19 protein-coding genes, 1 tRNA gene and 4 pseudogenes are annotated in these 22,226 nt (G+C 34.7%); 7 read left to right on the top strand and 17 right to left on the bottom strand.

What is annotated here, in order from left to right; all coding sequences use genetic code 11:
• Positions 1–91 precede the first annotated feature (91 nt).
• On the top strand, positions 92–838 hold the full coding sequence (gene lepB / locus AAGD95_RS03230) for a signal peptidase I (protein ID WP_341818188.1): 747 nt from the start codon (positions 92–94) through the stop codon (positions 836–838).
• A gap of 7 nt (positions 839–845) precedes the next feature.
• On the opposite strand, the gene AAGD95_RS03225 is transcribed toward lepB, so the two are convergent.
• From AAGD95_RS03225 to iscU, 4 genes are read right to left on the bottom strand one after another with little or no spacing between them, the layout of a single operon-like run.
• Complete coding sequence (locus tag AAGD95_RS03225) at positions 846–2,717, bottom strand: Hsp70 family protein (RefSeq protein WP_341818187.1); 1,872 nt, start codon at positions 2,715–2,717, stop codon at positions 846–848.
• Positions 2,695–3,153: an iron-sulfur cluster co-chaperone HscB C-terminal domain-containing protein gene (locus tag AAGD95_RS03220; RefSeq protein WP_341818819.1), complete on the bottom strand. Its 459-nt coding sequence runs from the start codon at positions 3,151–3,153 to the stop codon at positions 2,695–2,697. The genes AAGD95_RS03225 and AAGD95_RS03220 overlap by 23 nt, the downstream gene beginning before the upstream one ends.
• Positions 3,146–3,559, bottom strand: a complete 414-nt coding sequence (locus AAGD95_RS03215) for a HesB/IscA family protein (protein WP_007548854.1) — start codon at positions 3,557–3,559, stop codon at positions 3,146–3,148. The genes AAGD95_RS03220 and AAGD95_RS03215 overlap by 8 nt, the downstream gene beginning before the upstream one ends.
• 12 nt (positions 3,560–3,571) lie before the next feature.
• Positions 3,572–3,955, bottom strand: coding sequence for a Fe-S cluster assembly scaffold IscU (gene iscU / locus AAGD95_RS03210; protein WP_007548853.1), 384 nt, complete (start codon positions 3,953–3,955; stop codon positions 3,572–3,574).
• Positions 3,956–4,135: 180 nt separating this feature from the next.
• Between iscU and ftsY the strand changes: the two genes are divergently transcribed.
• Positions 4,136–5,047 (top strand): signal recognition particle-docking protein FtsY, encoded by a 912-nt coding sequence (gene ftsY / locus AAGD95_RS03205; protein ID WP_341818186.1) that lies wholly within the window; start codon positions 4,136–4,138, stop codon positions 5,045–5,047.
• Here ftsY and radA read toward each other — a convergent pair.
• From radA to AAGD95_RS03190, 3 genes and pseudogenes are all read right to left on the bottom strand, one after another.
• On the bottom strand, positions 5,034–6,377 hold the full coding sequence (gene radA, locus AAGD95_RS03200) for a DNA repair protein RadA (RefSeq protein WP_341818818.1): 1,344 nt from the start codon (positions 6,375–6,377) through the stop codon (positions 5,034–5,036). The genes ftsY and radA overlap by 14 nt on opposite strands.
• Before the next feature lie 194 nt (positions 6,378–6,571).
• A pseudogene (locus AAGD95_RS03195) lies at positions 6,572–7,422 on the bottom strand (IS982 family transposase).
• Positions 7,423–7,505: 83 nt separating this feature from the next.
• Positions 7,506–8,123 carry an IS110 family transposase gene (locus AAGD95_RS03190; RefSeq protein WP_341818185.1) on the bottom strand — a complete coding sequence of 206 codons (618 nt, stop codon included), beginning with the start codon at positions 8,121–8,123 and terminating at the stop codon, positions 7,506–7,508.
• 193 nt (positions 8,124–8,316) lie between these two features.
• Between AAGD95_RS03190 and AAGD95_RS03185 the strand changes: the two genes are divergently transcribed.
• Positions 8,317–9,237: an IS5 family transposase gene (locus AAGD95_RS03185; protein ID WP_341818817.1), complete on the top strand. Its 921-nt coding sequence runs from the start codon at positions 8,317–8,319 to the stop codon at positions 9,235–9,237.
• 129 nt (positions 9,238–9,366) lie between these two features.
• A pseudogene (locus tag AAGD95_RS03180) lies at positions 9,367–10,217 on the top strand (IS982 family transposase).
• 301 nt (positions 10,218–10,518) lie between these two features.
• Here the strand turns inward: AAGD95_RS03180 and AAGD95_RS03175 are convergent.
• Positions 10,519–10,728 (bottom strand): IS110 family transposase, encoded by a 210-nt coding sequence (locus AAGD95_RS03175; protein WP_265026354.1) that lies wholly within the window; start codon positions 10,726–10,728, stop codon positions 10,519–10,521.
• Positions 10,729–10,986: 258 nt separating this feature from the next.
• On the opposite strand from AAGD95_RS03175, the gene rsfS reads away from it, so the two are divergent.
• The gene (gene rsfS / locus AAGD95_RS03170; RefSeq protein ID WP_265026353.1) at positions 10,987–11,313 is read left to right on the top strand and encodes a ribosome silencing factor; all 327 of its coding nucleotides are present in this window, start codon (positions 10,987–10,989) and stop codon (positions 11,311–11,313) included.
• Between the two features lie 136 nt (positions 11,314–11,449).
• Here the strand turns inward: rsfS and AAGD95_RS03165 are convergent, their stop codons facing one another.
• Complete coding sequence (locus AAGD95_RS03165) at positions 11,450–11,581, bottom strand: hypothetical protein (RefSeq protein ID WP_265015624.1); 132 nt, start codon at positions 11,579–11,581, stop codon at positions 11,450–11,452.
• 202 nt (positions 11,582–11,783) lie between these two features.
• On the opposite strand from AAGD95_RS03165, the pseudogene AAGD95_RS03160 reads away from it, so the two are divergent.
• Positions 11,784–12,634: pseudogene (locus AAGD95_RS03160) on the top strand (IS982 family transposase).
• Positions 12,635–12,636: 2 nt separating this feature from the next.
• Here AAGD95_RS03160 and AAGD95_RS03155 read toward each other — a convergent pair.
• The 8 genes and pseudogenes from AAGD95_RS03155 to AAGD95_RS03120 form a co-directional block, all read right to left on the bottom strand.
• Positions 12,637–13,348, bottom strand: a pseudogene (locus tag AAGD95_RS03155) (P44/Msp2 family outer membrane protein); the annotation flags it as partial.
• A 121-nt stretch (positions 13,349–13,469) separates the two neighbouring features.
• Positions 13,470–15,467, bottom strand: coding sequence for a type IV secretory system conjugative DNA transfer family protein (locus tag AAGD95_RS03150; RefSeq protein WP_341818183.1), 1,998 nt, complete (start codon positions 15,465–15,467; stop codon positions 13,470–13,472).
• A gap of 30 nt (positions 15,468–15,497) precedes the next feature.
• Complete coding sequence (gene virB11 / locus AAGD95_RS03145) at positions 15,498–16,490, bottom strand: P-type DNA transfer ATPase VirB11 (RefSeq protein ID WP_341818182.1); 993 nt, start codon at positions 16,488–16,490, stop codon at positions 15,498–15,500.
• A 1-nt stretch (position 16,491) separates the two neighbouring features.
• A complete protein-coding gene (locus AAGD95_RS03140; protein WP_341818806.1) occupies positions 16,492–17,979 on the bottom strand; it encodes a TrbI/VirB10 family protein in 1,488 nt (495 codons plus the stop codon).
• 16 nt (positions 17,980–17,995) lie between these two features.
• Complete coding sequence (virB9, locus tag AAGD95_RS03135; RefSeq protein ID WP_265026659.1) at positions 17,996–18,796, bottom strand: P-type conjugative transfer protein VirB9; 801 nt, start codon at positions 18,794–18,796, stop codon at positions 17,996–17,998.
• The gene (locus AAGD95_RS03130) at positions 18,783–19,463 is read right to left on the bottom strand and encodes a type IV secretion system protein (RefSeq protein WP_341818805.1); all 681 of its coding nucleotides are present in this window, start codon (positions 19,461–19,463) and stop codon (positions 18,783–18,785) included. The genes virB9 and AAGD95_RS03130 overlap by 14 nt, the downstream gene beginning before the upstream one ends.
• Positions 19,464–19,535: 72 nt before the next feature.
• Positions 19,536–20,618, bottom strand: a complete 1,083-nt coding sequence (locus tag AAGD95_RS03125) for a GTP cyclohydrolase II (protein ID WP_341818816.1) — start codon at positions 20,616–20,618, stop codon at positions 19,536–19,538.
• 28 nt (positions 20,619–20,646) lie between these two features.
• A tRNA-Leu gene (locus AAGD95_RS03120) sits at positions 20,647–20,734 on the bottom strand.
• A gap of 190 nt (positions 20,735–20,924) precedes the next feature.
• On the opposite strand from AAGD95_RS03120, the gene AAGD95_RS03115 reads away from it, so the two are divergent.
• Complete coding sequence (locus AAGD95_RS03115; RefSeq protein ID WP_341818804.1) at positions 20,925–22,178, top strand: metallophosphoesterase; 1,254 nt, start codon at positions 20,925–20,927, stop codon at positions 22,176–22,178.
• The last annotated feature ends 48 nt before the right edge of the window (positions 22,179–22,226 follow it).

The following is a 22,226-nucleotide window of genomic DNA, read 5'->3' as shown; positions in this document are numbered from 1 at the left end:
GAATAGAGGAATAACATTCACAAGTAAAATTTCATATTACCATTTTTTAATTTATGTATTATAATAAGCTTAATTTATAAGAAAAACAAAGTTGGAAGGACTAAGCAAAAACTGGGTGATAAAAACGGGAAGATTTTTATCTTCATTGTTTTTTTTACTGTTGATTGCGCTGTCAATACGTAGTTTTTTATTCGAGCCATTTCATATACCTTCTGGTTCAATGAAAAGCACCTTACTTGAAGGGGACTACATTTTTACTAGTAAATATTCATACGGTTACAGTAAACACTCCTTTCCATTTTCTCCAAACATTTTTAGCGGCAGGATTTTTTACACCCCTCCAAAGCGTGGCGACATAGTAGTTTTCAAACCCACAAGAAACGACAGTATCAGGTTTGTTAAGCGAGTAATAGGAACACCGGTCGACAAAGTGCAAATGATAGAGGGAGAATTATACCTAAATGATCAGAAAGTAGAGCGAAGGCAAATTGAAAGTTTTTTTGATTATGAGTCAAATCGCAGCATACCAAGATATATAGAAACGCTTTTAAGTGGCAAGGAGCATGAGATTTTGATAGATAACGTCTCTAATAAGCTATCATATAATACTCCGGTTTATTATGTACCTAACAATCAATTTTTTGTTATGGGAGACAATAGAAATAATTCTTTGGATAGCAGGTTTCCTGAAGTTGGTTTTGTACCAATGGAAAATATCATTGGGCGTGTAAGCATAGTTGGTTTATCGTTTAAATTGGGGAAGGTCGATTGGTTACCATTTAATTTCAGATTACCTGTTGCTTTGAGATTAAATAGGGTATTGCACAAGGTTGTGTAAGCTTTTTCTACCTATTTGTTAATTCACACAACTCTAAAGAAGAATTTTCTAACTCGGCGATAGTGTTGTTAATTTCATTCAAGTCATTGCCTTGTAAAGCGTTTTTTACATTTTGTAATAGGTTTTTCAACTTTTGATCAGTGGAAAGGTTATTATTGTTTTCAACCAAATGTATGAGTTTATTTCCATTAATTTTAGCACCTGCAAGGGAACGAGCCTTCATATCCTCGTCAAAGCTGTTTATTGACTGGTTAACCATATTTTGAACATCAGCTTCACTCAAGCCAAAACTTGAATTTACTTTAACTGTCTGCTCAATTCCAGTAGCTTTTTCTCTTGCAGTAACAGTCAAGATTCCGTCAACGTTAACTGTAAATTCTATTTCAACTCTTGCAGAACCTGCAGGCAGTGGCGGTATACCTTTTAGTTCAAACTGCGCTAGAGATTTGTTATCCTCTATCATTTCACGTTCTCCCTGACAAACGTGAATTTTCATTGCTGTTTGCCTATCAACATAAGTTGTAAACTCTTTTATCTCTGAAACTGGTAGTGGCGTATTTCTTGGTATGATTTTTTCAACTATGCCTCCCATAGTTTCTATGCCAAGTGATAAAGGTAAAACATCCAGGAGAATATTCCTATCTTTTGAGCTCGAAGTTAAATCATGAGCCTGCAGAGCTGCCCCAATGGCAACTGCTTTATCTGGATCCACGTCATTTAGTACTTTATTTCCAAAGAGTTTGACTAGTGAATTTTGAACCAATGGTGTTCTAGTTGCACCACCAACTAAAATTACTCCTTTTATATCGTCAATTTTAAGATCTATATCGCTTATAGTACGAGTGACTATATTAATAGTCCTATTAACTAAAGGACTTATTGCCGGCTCGAATTCTTCTCTAGTAATTTCGCATTCAAATAATTCGCCGTTAATGTTGAATTTAAAAGTGCCTACAGTATTTTTGCTCAGATATTCCTTCACAGTACGTAATTCAACGAATGATAATAGCCCTGTCATGTAAGTAGCTGACACTGGAATCCAGTTCTTATTATATAACTTTCTAGTGTGTTCATTTGTAATCAAACTTTCTGGATCCCAGTGTCTGGGCACTGGGATGACACTAGAGCATTCTTTATTTAAATCTACCTTTTCTCTATACTTATCAATCACAATTGAACTCAGCAAATGATCAAAATCATCACCGCCGAGTTTGGTGTCACCACCAACTGCAAGAACTTGAAACACTCCTTGATGCAATTTCAATATCGAAATATCAAATGTTCCACCACCAAGGTCATAAACTGCATATATTCCACTGCTATTGTTCTTTTCAATGGAGTAAGAAAGCGCTGCAGCGGTTGGCTCGTTAACGAGGCGAAGAACTTCTATGCCGGCTAATCTTGCTGCATATTTGGTTGCGTTACGTGCTGAATCGTCAAAGTAAGCTGGCACAGTAATCACTGCTTTTTTTACTTTCAGCCCCTTAGACTTTTTTACCCTCTCACATAAAGCTTTTAATATCTCAGCAGAAATCTCAACAGGAGTAAGATACTTTTCCTCTGCGCATTTTATTCTAATAACTTTTTCGCTTTCATGATCTATTTCAAAATTGACGCCTTCTTTATTTAATTCTTCAACACTTTTACCCATTAAACGCTTTATTGAGTAGATTGCATTTTGACCGACATCGTAGCCAGTTTTCAATGTATTATTTTCATATGAAAGAGCAGAATGCAGCAGTTCTCTTCCTTGTTCATCTTTAAATATCTCCACGTTACCAGCTTTATTTACCATAGCAATCAAAGAATTGGTAGTACCAAGATCTATACCAAAAACTACTTCACTTGAATTTGGTTCAGAAATTTGAATTGGTTGCATTCTTTTTCACCTCCTCAAATGACTTATATAAATATTTCAATCTTAAGACTTGTGTAGCAGCTCTATCAAAATTCTTTACAGCAAAAGTGTTAATTAGGTTTTTAATGCAACCTTTTATTTTTTCATCAACCATCCTACTTGCAAATTGTAGGTCGTCGCAGTCTAGTAAGTACTCTCTTATTTCCATTGATTCATTTAATATTTCAGAATTCAGATGATCCTTTTGATTTTTTACATTAAAAAGATTCAATAAATGCTCGGCACGTTCTAGTGGTGACTTTAGCACTTGATAAGCTTTGTTGATATTTTCCATATTTTTGGACTGCTTTTCATTTATATCAGTCTTGCTTAGCTCAATATATTTTTTCTCTAACTCATCAAAGCTGATATTGAAAGCTGGTTCAATTTCAAACAATGCAAAATAGTTGCTAGACATGAAAACTCTCTCCACAACCACATTTTCCTTTCTCATTAGGATTTTTGAAAACAAAACCCGATGAAAATTTTTCTTCTACATAATCCATTTCAGAGCCAAGAATAAACATGACGGATTTTGGGTCGATCAACACTTTAACTTTTTGGCCATCACTACAGTTTTCCTCAATTATCGACTCTAAAGGACGAGTATCATATGCATATTCAATATCATATTTTAAACCAGAACATCCTTTTTGCTTAATTAGCACTCTTATTCCTATTGCTTCTTCCGGTTTCTCAAGGTTAGTATGCTTCTTTTGGTCCAATAAATACCTTATCCTTTCTACTGCTTCCGCAGTTATAGTGATAAGTTTTTTATTCTTTTTTACAGTTTCACCTCCGCCTACTTCTTGATATTCACCCATGTTCGTAGCTTCTTAATTCTTTTGTTTACTTTGATAGTCATGAATAGCAGCCTTTATAGCATCTTCAGCAAGTACCGAACAGTGTATCTTCACTGGAGGTAAAGACAACTCTTCCACTATTTGAGTATTCTTTATCTGTGTAACGTCACTGATGGTTCTCCCCTTTATCATCTCTGTTAACAAGGAACTTGAAGCAATGGCAGAACCACAACCAAAAGTTTTAAATTTTGCATCTTCAATAACACCTTTGTCATTGACCTTTATCTGCAATTTCATTACATCACCGCACGATGGTGCACCAACTAAACCAGTACCAACATTTGGATCATTTTTATCCAGAGAGCCAACATTCCTTGGATTTTCGTAATGATCTAAAATTTTCTCATTATAACTCATAAAATTACCTGTGAACCGCTATTCTACATTATAACATATTTAGGTTAAAAACTAAAGTAAAATACACTCAAAAAGAGTAATTTTTGTAAAGTAAAATATGTGGTTTGTGAGTGCATTTTACTTTACAAATACACGTAGTGCATGTCATTCTCTATATTGTAATTAAAAAGGAGTATTCTCTTGAGTTTATTTGGTAACCTTTATAAAGGCTTGTTAAAAACTTCTTCTCGCTTTAGCAACGGAGTAAAAAGTATTTTCTCTGACAAAAAAAAATTAGATCAGTCGCTTTTAGACGAGCTAGAAGAATTGCTAATTAGCATGGACATTGGTCATAAAACTTCCAAGTTGATTATTGACAGGCTCACAAGCATCAAGTTTGACAAGGAAGTTGAACATAACATTATCACACAGCAGTTAATGAACGAAATAGAAGCTATATTAAATCCGGTCGTGCAGCCGTTAGTTTTGAATAAAAAACCCCACATAATAATGGTATGCGGAGTGAACGGTAACGGTAAAACCACAACTATAGGTAAGCTCGCATATAAATACAAGGAAATGGGAAAATCCGTTATGCTTGTTGCATGCGACACATTTAGAGCGGCTGCTAGTGAGCAATTAAATATTTGGGCAGAACGCTCTGGTTGTTCTATCGTTACTGGAGAGTACGGTAGCGACTCTGCAAGTGTGGCATATAGAGCTGTAAGTCAAGCTATAAAAGATAACGTTGATGTTGTTCTAATTGACACAGCAGGAAGGCTGCAAAATAATGTGAACCTTATGGAGGAATTATCAAAAATATATAGAACGATAAAGAAATTGGATGACACTGCCCCTCATGACGTTATTTTAGTTCTTGATGCAACTACCGGCCAAAATGCTTATAGCCAATTAGAAGCATTTAGCAAAATGGTTAATGTTACCGGGCTAATCGTAACAAAGCTAGATGGCACTGCTAAGGGTGGAGTGGTAATTGGACTCGCAGAAGCCTATAAGATAAAGTTATATGCTATAGGAATTGGCGAAAGTATAGAGGACTTAAGGGAGTTTACTAGCAAAGAATTTGCTGAAGCGTTATTTAATTGTAATTAAAAATTTCTCTTAATTCCCTTACGTGACCAAGCTTGATTATCTCAATATCATGAGAAGAGTAATTACCATTTTTAGGCATAATTGCTTTTTTGAATCCTAACTTTTGTGCTTCTTTTAGTCTGAGATCAGCATGCGAGACATTCCTAATTTCTCCTGAAAGTGCAACTTCACCGCAGATTATTGAAGAAGTTGGCAGCGGTAAATTTACTACACTTGAAATAAGAGAAGCAGCAACAGCAAGATCAGCCGATGGTTCCTGTATTTTGAGTCCCCCTGCAATGTTTAGGTATACCTCTTTATCATGCAAAAACATTTTGCAACGAGCATTTAGCACCGCGATGATCATAGCCAATCGATTAATATCCCACCCAACTACTGCCCTTCTTGGAGTTGCCATATTAGTCCCTGCTATTAATGCTTGCACTTCCATTAAAATTGGTCTTGAACCTTCAATTCCTGCAAATACGGCGCTGCCAACTACTTCTCTGTCATGGGCCATCAGAAACAATGATGATGGGTTATCAACAGGCACAAGTCCTGCTTCAGACATCTCAAAAACACCAATTTCATTTGCAGGGCCAAATCTATTTTTAATAGTACGCAAAATGCGATATTGATTACTGTTTTCACCTTCAAAATATAATACCGTATCCACCATATGCTCCAAAGTTTTAGGTCCAGCTATTTGTCCATCCTTAGTTATATGACCAACTATTAAAAGAGAAATACCATATTGTTTCGCAAGAATGGTTAATTCATGAGCGCAAGTACGAACCTGGGTTACAGTTCCTGGTGCTGATGTAATTCTGCTATCATACATTGTTTGTATAGAGTCAATTACTAAGTATTTAATACTTTTGTTTTCCTTTATTGTTGCTACTACATCAGTTAAAGACACTGTAGATAAAAGCTTAATTTTAGGTTCATTTATCTTAAGACGCTTTGCTCTGAGACTCACTTGCTCTAAAGATTCCTCGCCGGATACATAAAGACATTCAAAAGAGGAAAGTTGCACAACATTAGCTGCAATTCTAAGCAAAAGGGTGGATTTTCCAATACCAGGTTCGCCTCCAATTAAAATGCTAGCACCTTGAACGATACCCCCACCAAAAACTCTATCTAATTCTTCTATCCCTGTTAAAAAACGACTTGGAGTGATAATTTCGCTACCCGATAACGTCTTTATTAAAATTGGCGCAGATATACTTCTTTTGCCCGTTTTTACTGCTATTTCCTCAACAATTGTACCCCAATTGTCACATGCGATGCACTTCCCTACCCACCTGCCAGTGCTATGACCACAGGATTGACATACATATACAGTTTTCATCAAAGCCAAAATTATTTTGTTGTAATTGTAATAAAAACTAGCTGAATAGGCGAAGTAAATCTAAACACTGAGTCTCACAAACGTTGTGGTGCGAAGATAATTGTCATAAGTTGTGCCATTTAAATTCATGCACAATAATTGCACGCACGCTTCCCTCCAGGATCTAAGTAGCCCCTTCTCACGCGAATTCTGGATTAAGGAAGGAAGAAAGTATAGGAAATAGAAGGCTTTTTGGATTTGATGGAATAGGAAATGAGAGTAGAAAAGATATGAACCAAAAAATTAACAGGGGATCTATGGCGAGTGTGTTCAATTTCTAGTCTATTTTTTAGGTAACCAAAAACAGTCTCAATGATAGACCTTTTTCTCAGTAAAATCTTCTCATTTAGCGAAATCAATGCATTTTTCATACCTTTTTTCACCTTGGTAACAAGTTTCAAACCTCGGTCAAACAGCTTCTGAAAAAGCTCTTTTGCAATATAACCTTTGTCACCAAACAAAAGGCCGGTTAATTTTTCCGTCAGATTTGGCACAGGTATCCTATCATCAACATTGCCTTTTGTTAGCGTAAGTGAATGAATTTCACCATTTTCATTGATTACCATATGTAATTTGAAACCAAAAAACCAGCCGTAAGTACTCTTGCTTAATTTTGCAATTCCAGCAAAAACTTTGTTTTGGATATTCTTTTTGCATGACAAACTGCAATGGGAGTTGTGTCTATATATGAAATTCCAGTGTTTTCTGACTGTCCACAAAGCCAATGCAACAACATTGCTAAATGCCACAAAACCCTAGGCTTTAGAGCAACAAACCTGGTATATGAAGGCAACTTTGGAAACTCTGATTTGTAGAGCAACGTTAGGTAATGTAGATAGAAAGTTTTGAAATTTTTACACGGAGATTGTTGATATAGCAGGATTATTGTCATGATTTCGGAGTGCTCAATTTCCATTGTTCTTGTGGGTTTTTTACCATTTGGCAGTAGTTTACCTGCAAAATTTTTCTCTATATCTCTGCAAAAATCATCGACCAAACAAAACAGTTTGTTATATCTTCCATGGTTAACCTCATCTGTTTTTTATAACTGCTGAGTTTACCCTGTTTTCTTGCCTTTTCTATTCTCCTTTAATCCAGAATTCGCGTTTTTAGTTCTTCTTGCTTTTTTGAAACTATGTATTCTATTACCTCGTCATTTTTTGTGATAAATTCAGCATATTTTTCTAGTAATTTTGCATCTAATTTATCTGTTTTTGCAAAGTGGTTGCAGGCTTTTGCAAATGCATATACCCGATTTGGGTGAGCTCTGTGAACAGCTATGTTATGTTCCCGTAACAACTTTATGACAAGTTTTTCATAACCACCTGTTGATTCTACTACACATAACCTAACAAATACGTTAACTATTTTTGACTTTATAAACTCAGATATAGCTCTTTCTACATTTTCTATACGCTGATGTTTATTGTCGATTGAGATATCAAGTGTTTCTTTTGAAACATCAATACCAATGAAAACTGTTCTAGCCATTTTTGTACCTATAGATATAATCAAATAATAATGTAAATGCTGTACAGGATTGTGATTCGATCTTTTAGATCCCCCTACCGTTCGTACTCCATTTTTTAAAGCTAGGAGTGCACTGAGATGCCTACGATTTCTATCAATCAATCCAATTGACAGTATCACTCCTTGCTCATTATAGCCTTGCGGCTTTGATTTAATATACAATCCCAGTACCTTCATCCTGTCACCCTAGTGACCATGTAAGGAGGGCAGTGCCAGCTACTCGGATGACAGGAAAGTAGCACTGGAATGGCTTTGTTGCATAGCAACCGAAAAAATCTGGTGGCTACTGACAAAATTCATTATAAATAACCATTTAACTGTTGAAGAAAAAATATGCCACAGAAAATGAAAGTCAGTAACCAAAACGAATATAACAAATTCCTTAAAAAAAAGGGGAAATATTTTTCGTTACATCGATGAAGCTATCGAAAATTGGTATGAAAATAGTCCAAAAATGCAGGGCGGCAACTATATTTACAGTGATAAAGTCGTAATTTTGGTGCATATAATTGTCAATCTTTTTAGAATTGGTTTAAGACAAACGGTGGGGTTTATAAAAGGATATCTGCAACAAATAGGAAAAAATTTGGCAGTTATCAGCTATTCACAAGCATCAAGAAGGTTTAAAAAACTTAATATTAAGATAAATGATTGCAGGGTTGATAAAAGCAACATGGAAAATATTGAAATTATCATAGATAGCACAAGTATCAGCATTTACAGTAACACTCCTGGCCACAGTAAGGAAAACAGTGCAGATAGAAAGTACCGAAGCTACGAGCAAGTAAGAAAGTTACATGTTATGTTAAGTGTAAATAGTAAAAAAGCTATAGCTGCAAGATACAGTAATGGCTTCTACTCTGACCACTATGGAGCTTGCGATTTGCTTGAAGAAGTTAATTTTCAGCACAAAATAAAAGCATTATATGCAGATAGGGCATACGATAGGCACAAACTTTATAAATTGTGTAAGAAATACGATATAAAGACAAAAGTTCTACCAAAAAAGGATGCAGCAGAACATTCAAAAATAGATTATATGTCTGACAGAAATGCTGCTATTAGGTTAATAAAATTATATGGACAAGATGGTGTAAAAGAGTGGAAAAAGGAAGCAATTTATGGAAAGAGATCTTACATAGAAGGATTTTTCTCAAGGTTGAAGCAAGTATTTGGATTTAGCTTTAGGAATAAATCTGAAGTAAATCGTGAAAAAGAATTACTAATTAAGTGCTATTTGCTCAACAAATTCACTGATATTGGTATGGCTAAATTTGAAATCATTACATAAATTTGTCGTAAACCATCACTGCTTAAGACGCGAATTCTGGATTAAAGGAGAATAGAAAAGGCAAGAAAACAGGGTAAACTCAGCAGTTATAAAAAAACAGATGAGGTTAACCATGGAAGATATAACAAACTGTTTTGTTTGGTCGATGATTTTTGCAGAGATATAGAGAAAAATTTTGCAGGTAAACTACTGCCAAATGGTAAAAAACCCACAAGAACAACGGAAATTGAGCACTCCGAAATCATGACAATAATCCTGCTATATCAACAATCTCCGTGTAAAAATTTCAAAACTTTCTATCTACATTACCTAACGTTGCTCTACAAATCAGAGTTTCCAAAGTTGCCTTCATATACCAGGTTTGTTGCTCTAAAGCCTAGGGTTTTGTGGCATTTAGCAATGTTGTTGCATTGGCTTTGTGGACAGTCAGAAAACACTGGAATTTCATATATAGACACAACTCCCATTGCAGTTTGTCATGCAAAAAGAATATCCAAAACAAAGTTTTTGCTGGAATTGCAAAATTAAGCAAGAGTACTTACGGCTGGTTTTTTGGTTTCAAATTACATATGGTAATCAATGAAAATGGTGAAATTCATTCACTTACGCTAACAAAAGGCAATGTTGATGATAGGATACCTGTGCCAAATCTGACGGAAAAATTAACCGGCCTTTTGTTTGGTGACAAAGGTTATATTGCAAAAGAGCTTTTTCAGAAGCTGTTTGACCGAGGTTTGAAACTTGTTACCAAGGTGAAAAAAGGTATGAAAAATGCATTGATTTCGCTAAATGAGAAGATTTTACTGAGAAAAAGGTCTATCATTGAGACTGTTTTTGGTTACCTAAAAAATAGACTAGAAATTGAACACACTCGCCATAGATCCCCTGTTAATTTTTTGGTTCATATCTTTTCTACTCTCATTTCCTATTCCATCAAATCCAAAAAGCCTTCTATTTCCTATACTTTCTTCCTTCCTTAATCCAGAATTCGCGTTTCTCCTGTCATTCCAGTGCTTGACACTGGAATCTTGTTTCAATGTTAAACAAAATACCATAGAATTCAAGAAGACAATTCCTAGAAAATTTCTACATCCAAAAAAAGGCATAAGTCATGTTAATGCTGTTTAAATGAGCTGATATAAAGATAAGCCAAATTTTTACAAGGAAAAGCAATACAAAACCTAGCGATCATAGCAGCATCTGATCTATCTGTTTTATTTCTAAGTAGCTCACTTTTGCCAAAAGCTTTGATTTGGGCTGGCACTTACATTATGTCCCAGGTCATACATAAAATTTTTCACTATAACAACCTGTTGCTTCAAGACACAGATGAATAAGCTCTGCTCCATGATTATTGCACCAAGTCACAAGCTTTTCAAAACCATCTTGGTTGTTGTGAAAAACTTTATGTCGTTTTTTGCTGCCTACCAACAAACAAGCATCAAATTTTTGTTTAGCAATATCTATAACTAAAATAGCATTTGTTTGCATAAAACCGCCTCCAAGACTATAAACAAAATTGAGAGTTCTTGTAAATACGGGATATAATTTCAAAGATACTGTTCAGTCTTTTAACTCTATTGGAAGGAGAGCAAAATCTAATTTTCGGCCTTATTGGCGTTAGTTCACATCCGGCTTCACCCTTTCCTGCAAGATATTTTAGCTCTAATACCTTACATCATAAAGATACAAGTTCATATTTAGAGATTTTGAGTGTATAATTATAAGCAAATTAAATAATTTAAGATGATGACTAATGTATCCAGTGATACAGAATCAATAAAAAGCATGATTGTAAGTATAATAGATCAAAATAAAGGTCACGATATAGTTACTTTCGATGTGCAGAATAGAACCATTATTGCAAAATATATGATTATTGCATCTGGTGATTCAAGTCGCCATGTGAAAGCGTTAGCTGAACACGTAATAAAAAGTCTCGAGCGACATGATAAAATAGATGTAGAAGGTATGGATGAAGGCAATTGGGTGGTTTTGAATTTTCAAGGCATAATGGTTCACATATTCAGGTCAGAAGTAAGGGAGTATTATAAAATAGAAGAGTTATGGAACTGATTGCCTGGGCCATTCAAGTACAACTGTATAAGTATCGCCTTTAGGATAGCTCCCCAAGAAAAGGTGTCATCCCAGTGCTTGACACTGGGATGGCTTTGTTGCATAGCACCTTAAGCAGTGATGGTTTACGACAAATTTATGTAATGATTTCAAATTTAGCCATACCAATATCAGTGAATTTGTTGAGCAAATAGCACTTAATTAGTAATTCTTTTTCACGATTTACTTCAGATTTATTCCTAAAGCTAAATCCAAATACTTGCTTCAACCTTGAGAAAAATCCTTCTATGTAAGATCTCTTTCCATAAATTGCTTCCTTTTTCCACTCTTTTACACCATCTTGTCCATATAATTTTATTAACCTAAAAACGCGAATTCTGGATTAAAGGAGAATAGAAAAGGCAAGAAAACAGGGTAAACTCAGCAGTTATAAAAAAACAGATGAGGTTAACCATGGAAGATATAACAAACTGTTTTGTTTGGTCGATGATTTTTGCAGAGATATAGAGAAAAATTTTGCAGGTAAACTACTGCCAAATGGTAAAAAACCCACAAGAACAACGGAAATTGAGCACTCCGAAATCATGACAATAATCCTGCTATATCAACAATCTCCGTGTAAAAATTTCAAAACTTTCTATCTACATTACCTAACGTTGCTCTACAAATCAGAGTTTCCAAAGTTGCCTTCATATACCAGGTTTGTTGCTCTAAAGCCTAGGGTTTTGTGGCATTTAGCAATGTTGTTGCATTGGCTTTGTGGACAGTCAGAAAACACTGGAATTTCATATATAGACACAACTCCCATTGCAGTTTGTCATGCAAAAAGAATATCCAAAACAAAGTTTTTGCTGGAATTGCAAAATTAAGCAAGAGTACTTACGGCTGGTTTTTTGGTTTCAAATTACATATGGTAATCAATGAAAATGGTGAAATTCATGCACTTACGCTAACAAAAGGCAATGTTGATGATAGGATACCTGTGCCAAATCTGACGGAAAAATTAACCGGCCTTTTGTTTGGTGACAAAGGTTATATTGCAAAAGAGCTTTTTCAGAAGCTGTTTGACCGAGGTTTGAAACTTGTTACCAAGGTGAAAAAAGGTATGAAAAATGCATTGATTTCGCTAAATGAGAAGATTTTACTGAGAAAAAGGTCTATCATTGAGACTGTTTTTGGTTACCTAAAAAATAGACTAGAAATTGAACACACTCGCCATAGATCCCCTGTTAATTTTTTGGTTCATATCTTTTCTACTCTCATTTCCTATTCCATCAAATCCAAAAAGCCTTCTATTTCCTATACTTTCTTCCTTCCTTAATCCAGAATTCGCGTTTCAAGCATAAAATTGCTATCAATAACACCACCAACAGCAAAACCCCTATATCCGATATGCATATTTACATCTTCATTTATGCGATAATCAAGGCCAGCTTTTAATTGACCTGCGGGTCTTATTGACGATTTTTCAAACATTGTCATTCTTGTTGCACCGATTCCAATACCAATGTAAGGAGAAAAAGAGAAACGGTCACCCTTCCAATGATGATAAACATTTGCCATTACAGATATGTTCTCAATTTGGTCGTGATTGACTATAGCACGATACAAATATTCTGTATCAGTGTTGTTTGCGTTCTTCTTAACTTTTTCCTTTGTGTACGATACAGTCATTTGATTGCTTGTTAAACCAATATTATCCACTTTTACAGAAGAATACATCCCTTCCAATTCAGCCCTATAGCTGTTGCCATTCAATTCCCCTGTATAACCCAATGCTACATTTGCAGCAAAAGGTGGATTATAATCTCCTTTATACTTACTTAGTAATTGACCTTTTGTATTCTCAGCACTCCTGTCATTTATAGATAAACTTTTGATACCTGTAGTGCTTGTTTTTAGTTCACCCATGCCATTAAAAAATTGACCGTAATATCCACTACCAAAGTAAAACCCTTCTGTTTCACTTGCAAAAGACTGTTGTGATAACAACAAAGCAAGTGCTGTAACCGCCTAATGTTTTTTTACTAATCATTACTACTCCCCTAGTTAAAATAGCTAATCTAATACTAATTAATTAAAAATGGCTTAATATGAAAAACCTAATTATTTGCATAACTTGCACTTTTCTAAGCTAAAAATAGGCAAAGTTAACCTTACTTCTCGTCATTTTTTAATTTATCGTCAATATCCTCATCTTCAAATTCATCCTCCTCTTCTTCGTCATCGCTCCTATCCTCATCTTCTTCGTCATCATCTTCAAACTTATCGTCAATATCTTCATCATCAATATCTTCGTCTGCAAATTCATCTGATTCATCATACACTGCATCTTCTGTTTTAGTTTCAGCAGGATAATCAGCAGCGTTAGGCCCTTCGATAGCGTTATTTTCTTCGTTATTAACCTTACCTTTGCCAACACCAGAAAAAGCTTTATTTGGATCATATGGTTCTTGTGTAGGCACACGAGTTTGTTTGAGCAGCCTTCTTGTGAAGGTGGTATCACTGTAGTATAAAATTTTCTTTGATTTAATTGGGTAAGTCGACTCTATTAAAATTATCTGATCGTCACGTGGCAACATAATAACTTCTTGAGGCAATAGCAATGCTCTCTGTGTTTCAGAGATATGTAATGACCTTGAAGCAGGATTTAAATCTAAAAATTTAGGCTTATTCAACGATTCTTGTTGTACAGTTTTGTTTCCTATAAGTTGCGATATTAAATTAGCTGTTTCAATATTATTGGCTGCAAAAGTTATTCTGTAAGTCGAGTTTGACAAAAAGGAGTTCATTCCTGCTTCTTCGTATATTCCTTTAAGCTGCTCAGTATCTTGAACAATTAAGAATAATCTAACTCGATAACCACGAAAATATGCAATACCTGTTTGAAATTGCTCCATTTTTCCAAGCGTAGGAAACTCATCCATTAAAAACAATACGCCATAAGGCTCGTCATCTGATGGCAATTTTCTACATAAAAACTCAGTTGCCTGTTGGTAAAAAACCTGCATTAAAGGCCTGAGCCTAGTCAAGTTGTCAGGAGTTAAACCAACATAAACTGTAATTTTCTTCCTTTTAAAATCTAGAATATTAAAGTCACTTGACGCAGTTGCAGTATCAATCAATGGGTTTGCCCACAATTCAAGCGATGAGTTCATAGTTGATACAACACCCGACCTTTCTTTATCAGCTTTTTGTAAAAAAGCTGCAATATTCATATATGCTACAGGGTGTAGTATTTTACCCATTGTATCAAGAGCAACAGCAAGATTATAAACTACGTCATCACTACGCATCGTACGAACAACTTCACCAAAAGATTTAACTTTCTCTGGTGCAGCAAGTAAGTATAATACCACTCCAACAAATAAGCTTCTTGCTTCATTTTGCCAAAAGTCTTGTTCAGGCATGATTAAGTTAGCTATTTTCTGCACATCGTCAACCATCTGCCCAGGTTTTTCACTAATCCATTGTAATGGATTGTAACAGTGACTTATTCCATCTGGCTGCGCTGGATTCCATACGTATACTTTTTGTCCTTGTCGTTCTCGCCAACCACTTGTTATTTCATAGTTTTCTAATTTTATGTCGTGTACAATTACCGAGTCAGTCCAAAATAATAAATTAGGAATTACAAAGCCAACACCCTTACCAGAACCTGTAGGTGCAAATAACAATGCATGCTGAAACCCATCAGCAATGAAGTATCCTCTTTTATCTTTACCAAGCAATAATCCCTTTTGGCTTCTTAATCCTGCTTTTCGTATGTCTTTCTCTGATGCCCACTGCGAGTCTCCATGAAGTGATTCTTTCTTTTTAAACGGTCGCCACTCAATTATCCTTTCTCTTAAATTCCACAAAATAATCATTAAAACAACGATAGGCAGTGCAGAAGATATAATTAATTTGATTTTGAGCTCAAGGCTATATAACTTTGGATGATGCCAACAATATTGTATATGATCAAAAATCGTTGGCCAAAGAGCTTGAGGGAAAGGCGTCAAACTAGGATTAATTGCCTTAAAATCCACAGCATCTGGACCATCAGCAAACAGAACAAACAATATACCAGATAGATAGAAGCAAAAGTCAAGTACGCTAAAAGCTACTACACCTCCTACGAGAATATTACGTAGGTGATTTCCATTACTCATAAACTACTCTTCCTTAACTTATGTATAAATTTAAGCATTTTCGCTCGCAGATCTAGTAAATAATATCTCAGAAATGCTTCTTTTGCCCCCACCGGTTCTTTTTAGCTGAATAACAATATCAATCACATTTCTAATGTATGGTATGATCTGATCTGGAGGAATGCCAAGATTTGCCTGCATAACCATCAATTTTATTTGCTCAAGGGCCATTGTTGGACTATCCGCATGAAGGGTTGATACTGATCCAGGGTGACCAGTATTTATTGCCCTGAGAAAGCTAAAAGCTTCCGCCCCACGAAGTTCACCAACTATTATTCTATCTGGCCTTAAACGTAAGCACGCTTCTATCAAATCTTGAGTGGTTACTTTTGCTCTGCCCTGCCCTCCTTTAGAGGCAATTAGATGGACTTTATTGGGATGTTCGTTCAAAACGATTTCCCTTGCATCCTCAACAGTAATAATTCTTTCCTCAGCTGGAATAGCACGCAAAGTAGCATTAGTAAAAGTAGTCTTACCAGTGGAAGTTCCACCGCTAATTATAATATTTTTCTTACTTATTACAGCGTATTCTAAAAACTCTTTTATTTTCTTTTGTTTTAACAGTAAATCCAAATGACGGTCAACTAGATTATCAGTTGCTTCTGTAACAGTTTCAGAAAAAGCCCCCATTTTTTCGTAATCATCCAATGCTAATTGTATGCTAGAAGGCTTACGAATCGACATGACTACTTTATCAGGTTCACATGCTGGTGGAAATACTATCTGTATACGATAACCATTTGGTAATGTTGCCGAAAGTAACGGTGCTTCTTCGCTAAGTTTTTGTTCTGTAGCTTGAGCAATCAGTCTGCCAAGAGATTTCAAATGGTTAAGATCGAATACTTCTAATTTTTCACACCTTATTTCACCGCGATTTTCAATCCATACTTCCTTTGGCTTATTTATTGATATTTCATTTACGCCTTCTTCTTGAAATATGCCTTGTAATGGCTCCAAATATGTATCAAGTGCAGCATAATTCATTTCATTGATTTAATATTGCCTGTGAAGGAAATACTATATCTTGGTTAACAAATACTTTCAATGCGGTGCCTTGATCGACATAAATAGTTGGTTTTTTATCTGTATATCTGCCCACTATATCTCGCATGTCTTTAGAAAAATCATTGATTGATTTTCCGATTGCTTCATCATAAACAGATTTGCTTCTTTTCTGAGTTTGCCTCAACAGTTGACGTACATCGTCTAAAGTTATACCGATATTGTCACTAGTAATTGCATCAACTCCACTAGCTCCAGAACTTTTTATCACACTTACTATTTCTTCCTTTATTATTCTCAGTAAATCCTGATCACTTTTAGCATTCCGAATTTTTTCAATAGCCCTAAGACCCAATTTCCATTTTTCGTCTCCTACCTTCCCAACTTCAGTTTTTATAGCATCCTCCAATCTCTCAACAATAGCCCCTTTGAGAGAAGAAATATCTATTTCAGTTGCCGTAATAGACTTCACTGCATCCATGGCAGTTATCGCATCGATAAGATTAGAAGCCTTTTGCCCTATAACAGCCGAACCAATTGAAACACCAGCAAGTGCCACTGAAGAGAATAATGCACTTACTATTTTATTATCAACTATTCCTGCTATCCCTGCTCTACCAAGCTCGTCAGTACTAAGTGATGAGATAGCAATATCTATTCCATGTGGAATAATCACTCTGTTCCAATTTATATTTACACGGGCTCCTGCAACATTCGAGTCAAATGAATAACTGCCTATCAATCTTGAGCCTTTAGGTATTAAAACTGTATCACCAGTTTCTGCATAAACATCTCTACTCACCATAGCACGCAGCATTCCTTGCAGATCAGAATTTATTGCAGTTTCAAGAACAGCATCAATAATTTTACCTTGAGTAATCATTAAACCAAGCTTTCCTACTCTGGTAGCTTTGCTCGATTGTGCTGAAGTAATAGCATCAGCAGCCTTGTTCTCCCCACCATCACTTGAAATTGTTAACATTTGTGCACTACGTCTGTCTCTAGGATAACCGCCACCCCCTATTGTAGGAAACGAGGTAGGTAAATTGCCCATAACATTACTAGAAGGAAAATTTTGCTTTGGCAAAATAGGTATATTTGACACAGAGATTTCTTTTGGTTTCTCTTCTTCTTTTTTTATTGGTTTTATTTCTGGTATGATTTGTGGTGTAGGAAGAGGAGGTAAGGGTGGTAAGGGATCAGTTATTATTCTTTCAGGAACCATTACATTATCTGGAACTTGTTCCAACTTTCCTTTCAATTCTTGAACGTTTTGCTTTGTTTCCTCTTTTTTAATAACTTCTAAACCCTCTTTAGGAGAAGGACTAAAATAGAGATAATACACTCCACCAACCAGAAGCACTAAAATAACGACCATCAATGCCCTATGACCTTGATTAGAGCCAACTGTTACTACCTTGTTCTCTATTTCTGATTCATCTTCTGAATTGTTACGCCTTTCTTTATTCATATTGCATGTACCACAGCTAAAGTGACCTATTTATAATTTCAACTTCACCATCTTCATAACGCATAAATAGCTTTTTATGTACTCCTTTTATTATAACATAATCATCAAATAACAGCCTTTTACAAGGTTTATCCTCCTCTTCTACAAAAATCTGAGGTATTTTATTATTATTTCTAAATTTTAAATAGGTTAAATAACCATCATCAAATAGCTCAATCGGAACTATATCCACATTACCACCTTCATCAATATATGTATAATTGTACTTCGTATCATTTTCTTGTATTATTTTTTCTGGCTTGTCTGTAGTATATTGCATTTGAGTAGGTAAAGAAACCTCATCTAAATCAACATCAAATTCACCTTCTTCTTGAGGATAATAAAAACGTACTACATAAGATATATCCTTTTCAGCAGAATAATCATGATCCACTTTTTTAGCATCAGTATCTGGGTATTTATCGTAGTTTGGCCTTGAGATTAAATCAAAAATGTAATTTCTTTTTTTAGTTGTCGTAATAATCATGTTAGTGCGACTACTAACTTCAAATGGCATGATAAGCAATTTATTGTCATAAGGATTAATTTTCCAACTTGATGCATCACCAACAGCGATATTTTTAACTTTTTCTCCTTCCGCAAATTCAATATAAGAATAGTAACCCTGACTAAAAACCACCGTAAATACTTCATTAGGGCTATACACAAAAGTCTTTATTCTACTATCTACAGAAATAGGCTCATTATAATTAATGGATGCGTTTAAATTGCCACTTATAAGTAAAGCTAAAACTAATAATATCCTATACATATTCATCATCTACTCTATATGAAATAACTTGAAATCCTAATGGGTTAATATATCTTTGCTGATCATCCATTTCAAGCGATGCATATCTATATGACATAATAACTATCTTATTTTTTCTTGTGGAACTTCCATCTTTCCGTGTAAATTCCACAAAAAACCTCACCTGAAGAGCATCGTTACCCAATTTTTGAATTGAGCGAATTTTAAATTCACTTTTGGTATCTGAGTATAAATTAAAAAGATCATCCATATTCTGCGATCCTACATAATTTCTAAATTCATTATACACATTAGGTGAGGAAAACAACCTCACCTTTGTATAATAGTTATAATTATAATGATATGGATCAAAAACCTCCCTTGCTTTTATATACTCTGAAATAAAATAATCGTTTAGCGCTTCATCTGCAGAATACTGCTTTACTGTGACAGGATCAACCAATTGCACTATTCCAGATTTCTTGTCAATTTCTATAACAAATGGCTCAATAGTGCTACTTGTGCTAATTTTAAATATGACTAATATGCTGATAGAGATCGTTGCTAATAATATTAACGCAAATAAAAGTAGAATATTCCTTTGAGCAATAACTGTGCTGTAGCGGTTTGAATTCCAATTTATATCCTTATCTAACGATTCAGTACTTTTCTCTCGCTTAAAAAATCTTAGCATTTTAATATTCTTAAAAATCTTAACTTGTGTTAATAAACATAGCAAATTAACAAAGTAGTTACAACAAAAAAGCTAAAAAACTCTTAACTTATGGCCTAGCTTACCAAACTTTGTCTCCATATATGAATCGTTATATTTATTACGTTCCACAATAAGTGGTAGACACTTTGTAACCTCTATACCACTACTTTCCAATTCTGACAATTTCCTATCATTGTTTGTAAGTAATTGGATTTTGTTAATGTTCAATTTCTTAAGCATTTTAGCTGCAACAACAAAACTCCTTTCATCATCTTCAAAACCCAATATTCTATTTGCATCAACAGTATCAAGGTTATGTTCTCTTTGCATACTGTATGCTCTTAACTTATTAGTTAAACCAATACCTCTTCCATCCTGCATCAAATACAATATAATACCACTTCCAAAGTCAGCTATCATTTGAATTGCTTGATGTAACTGACTTCTGCAATCGCATGATAAGCTATCTAACAAGTCACCCGTATAGCACGAAGAATGAATTCTTACTAATGGTTCGTCATCTTTATCTGGATTGCCAATGATAATTGCATGATGTTCTCTTCCGCCACTTTCGGTTCTATAAGATATGATATCTACTTCTTGAGTCTGTTTTAAAAATAATGATGTTTTGCACACTTCATACACACTCTGATTTTGTTGAAAATCATTTACGAGTAACGTATCTAGTGCAATAATGTCATTTTCTTCACACCAATTTCGCATTTCATACTTATTCTCAAAAGTCATATCAGCTACTAACGCGTATGGCAATAATTCTGAGAACTTAAGCAAGGCAATAGCACATTCATCTATTGTCTTTGAGCATTGCAACTCTTTTATGCAATCTTCCTTTGAACAGTTTATTAAATGGAGCAGTTCATCAAAATTATTCACCAACAGACGTTTGCTATTATGTTCTTTATTCTGAGATATGTATTTTACCTTACTTGAAGTTAAAGTAACATATACATTACTTGATATAAGCTTGTATTGATTAAATAAATCTCTTTCTAAAGCCTCAGCAGCAGCGAACAATAGGTAATTACTTTCATCATATATTACAATTGGCCGACCGCGTCTGATTTCGCTGATAGCTCTTCCTACCTTATTGCTACTCTGATTTCCTATAAACATTTTACCCATATTAAACAGCGATAAAAACTGGTGCGGCCGAGAAGACTTGAACTTCCAAGGCCTTATGAGCCACAGCGACCTCAACGCTGCGTGTCTACCAATTCCACCACGGCCGCACTATATTCTAGTTTTTATATAATTATTTTAAATTACTTAATCATTTTAGAATTTTTCATCTAGAGTGTCAATCTGATACTAGAATAATTTAGAAATTACCTGTATAATTTGATTGTGAATTTTGTGATTATAAATTTTAATCATTTAAAATAACCTTACTACTAATTTTTAACTTAGGTTTTTATACAAATGAATATAGCTAATATCTTTATTTTTTTAGCTCTCTCTCTTATAACTAGCTTTCATTTCGTCCATGCACAAATATTATACACATGGTCTCAAGTTATCCCAGAAAATAAATTAAGCATACGTGCAATTACAGAGAATGACATGTGTCCCATTGTTTATGTCGATGGCGAGGAAACAGAAATGCTGAATCGCAGCTCGATTAACAATGGTGATCATAACGAAACAGTTTGTGAACTGACAGTACAAACAAGTGCCAAAAACATTAGTATTGAGGATCTACGAGTTCCTATATTACCAGAAAAGGTTAATAAAATTGCTTTTATTGGTGACACGGGTTGTAGAATAAATATGTTATTTCAGCAGGAATGTAATTCGGTAGATAGCTGGCCTTTAAAAAAAAATTTAGATTCAATCGCCCTTCATAAACCAGATTTAATTATCCATGTTGGTGATTATCATTATAGACAAACAAAATGTAGAAATACAAAAAAGTGTGGCGATATTTATGGATATAATAAAGAAGTTTGGTACGCTGATTGGTTTGAGCCTGCAAAGGATATTTTATCACAATCCCCTTTTCTTTTTGTTCGTGGAAACCATGAGAGTTGTGATAGAGCTTATGAAGGATGGTTCAGGTATCTAGATTCATACCCCTTTTCGTCTGAAAAATGTGGAAACTTCGTTTCTAGTTGGTCCTTAGATGCTGGACCGATGAAATTTTTTATCTTCGACTCTTCATCCGGTGAGGATATTTTTACAACCCAAAGCACAATTGATGCTTTTGAGAGGCAATTTGATAAATTGATACAAAATAGTTCTGACAAGCCCATGTGGTTTTTAACTCATAAACCGCTTTGGAGATCTCCAAAAAAAGAATTTTTGACATTAAAAAGCCATGGTAATCTTACACAAATTGAAGCTTTTGGAGATAAATTTCCAAGCAATGTTACTACCATAGTTTCTGGCCACATTCACATAGCCCAGATTTTATTAATGGATAATGTTCCAGACCAAATTATAGTTGGAAACGGTGGTGCATCATTACACGCTCAAGATCAAGAATCTGTTTATCAAAATGTAGAATTTGACTATTCAAATGGTAAAAACTACTTAGCACACGAGGTTAGAAACTTTTTTGGCTTTGGCTTTGCAATACTAAACTTAGATGATCACAAATTTACCTTCTATAATCAACACAATAAGGAAATGTATTCTGCGAAGCTAACGGAAGATTTTAAACTCAAAACGGATTAAAACTATAGTCGATTCATTTTAGGATTTGTTATTAGCTATTTTAAAAAC

This window comes from Wolbachia endosymbiont (group B) of Ennomos erosarius (assembly GCF_964026905.1).
GTDB lineage: Bacteria > Pseudomonadota > Alphaproteobacteria > Rickettsiales > Anaplasmataceae > Wolbachia.
Note: the sequence above shows the minus strand (reverse complement) of the source record. Positions and strands in the feature narration are given on the sequence as shown.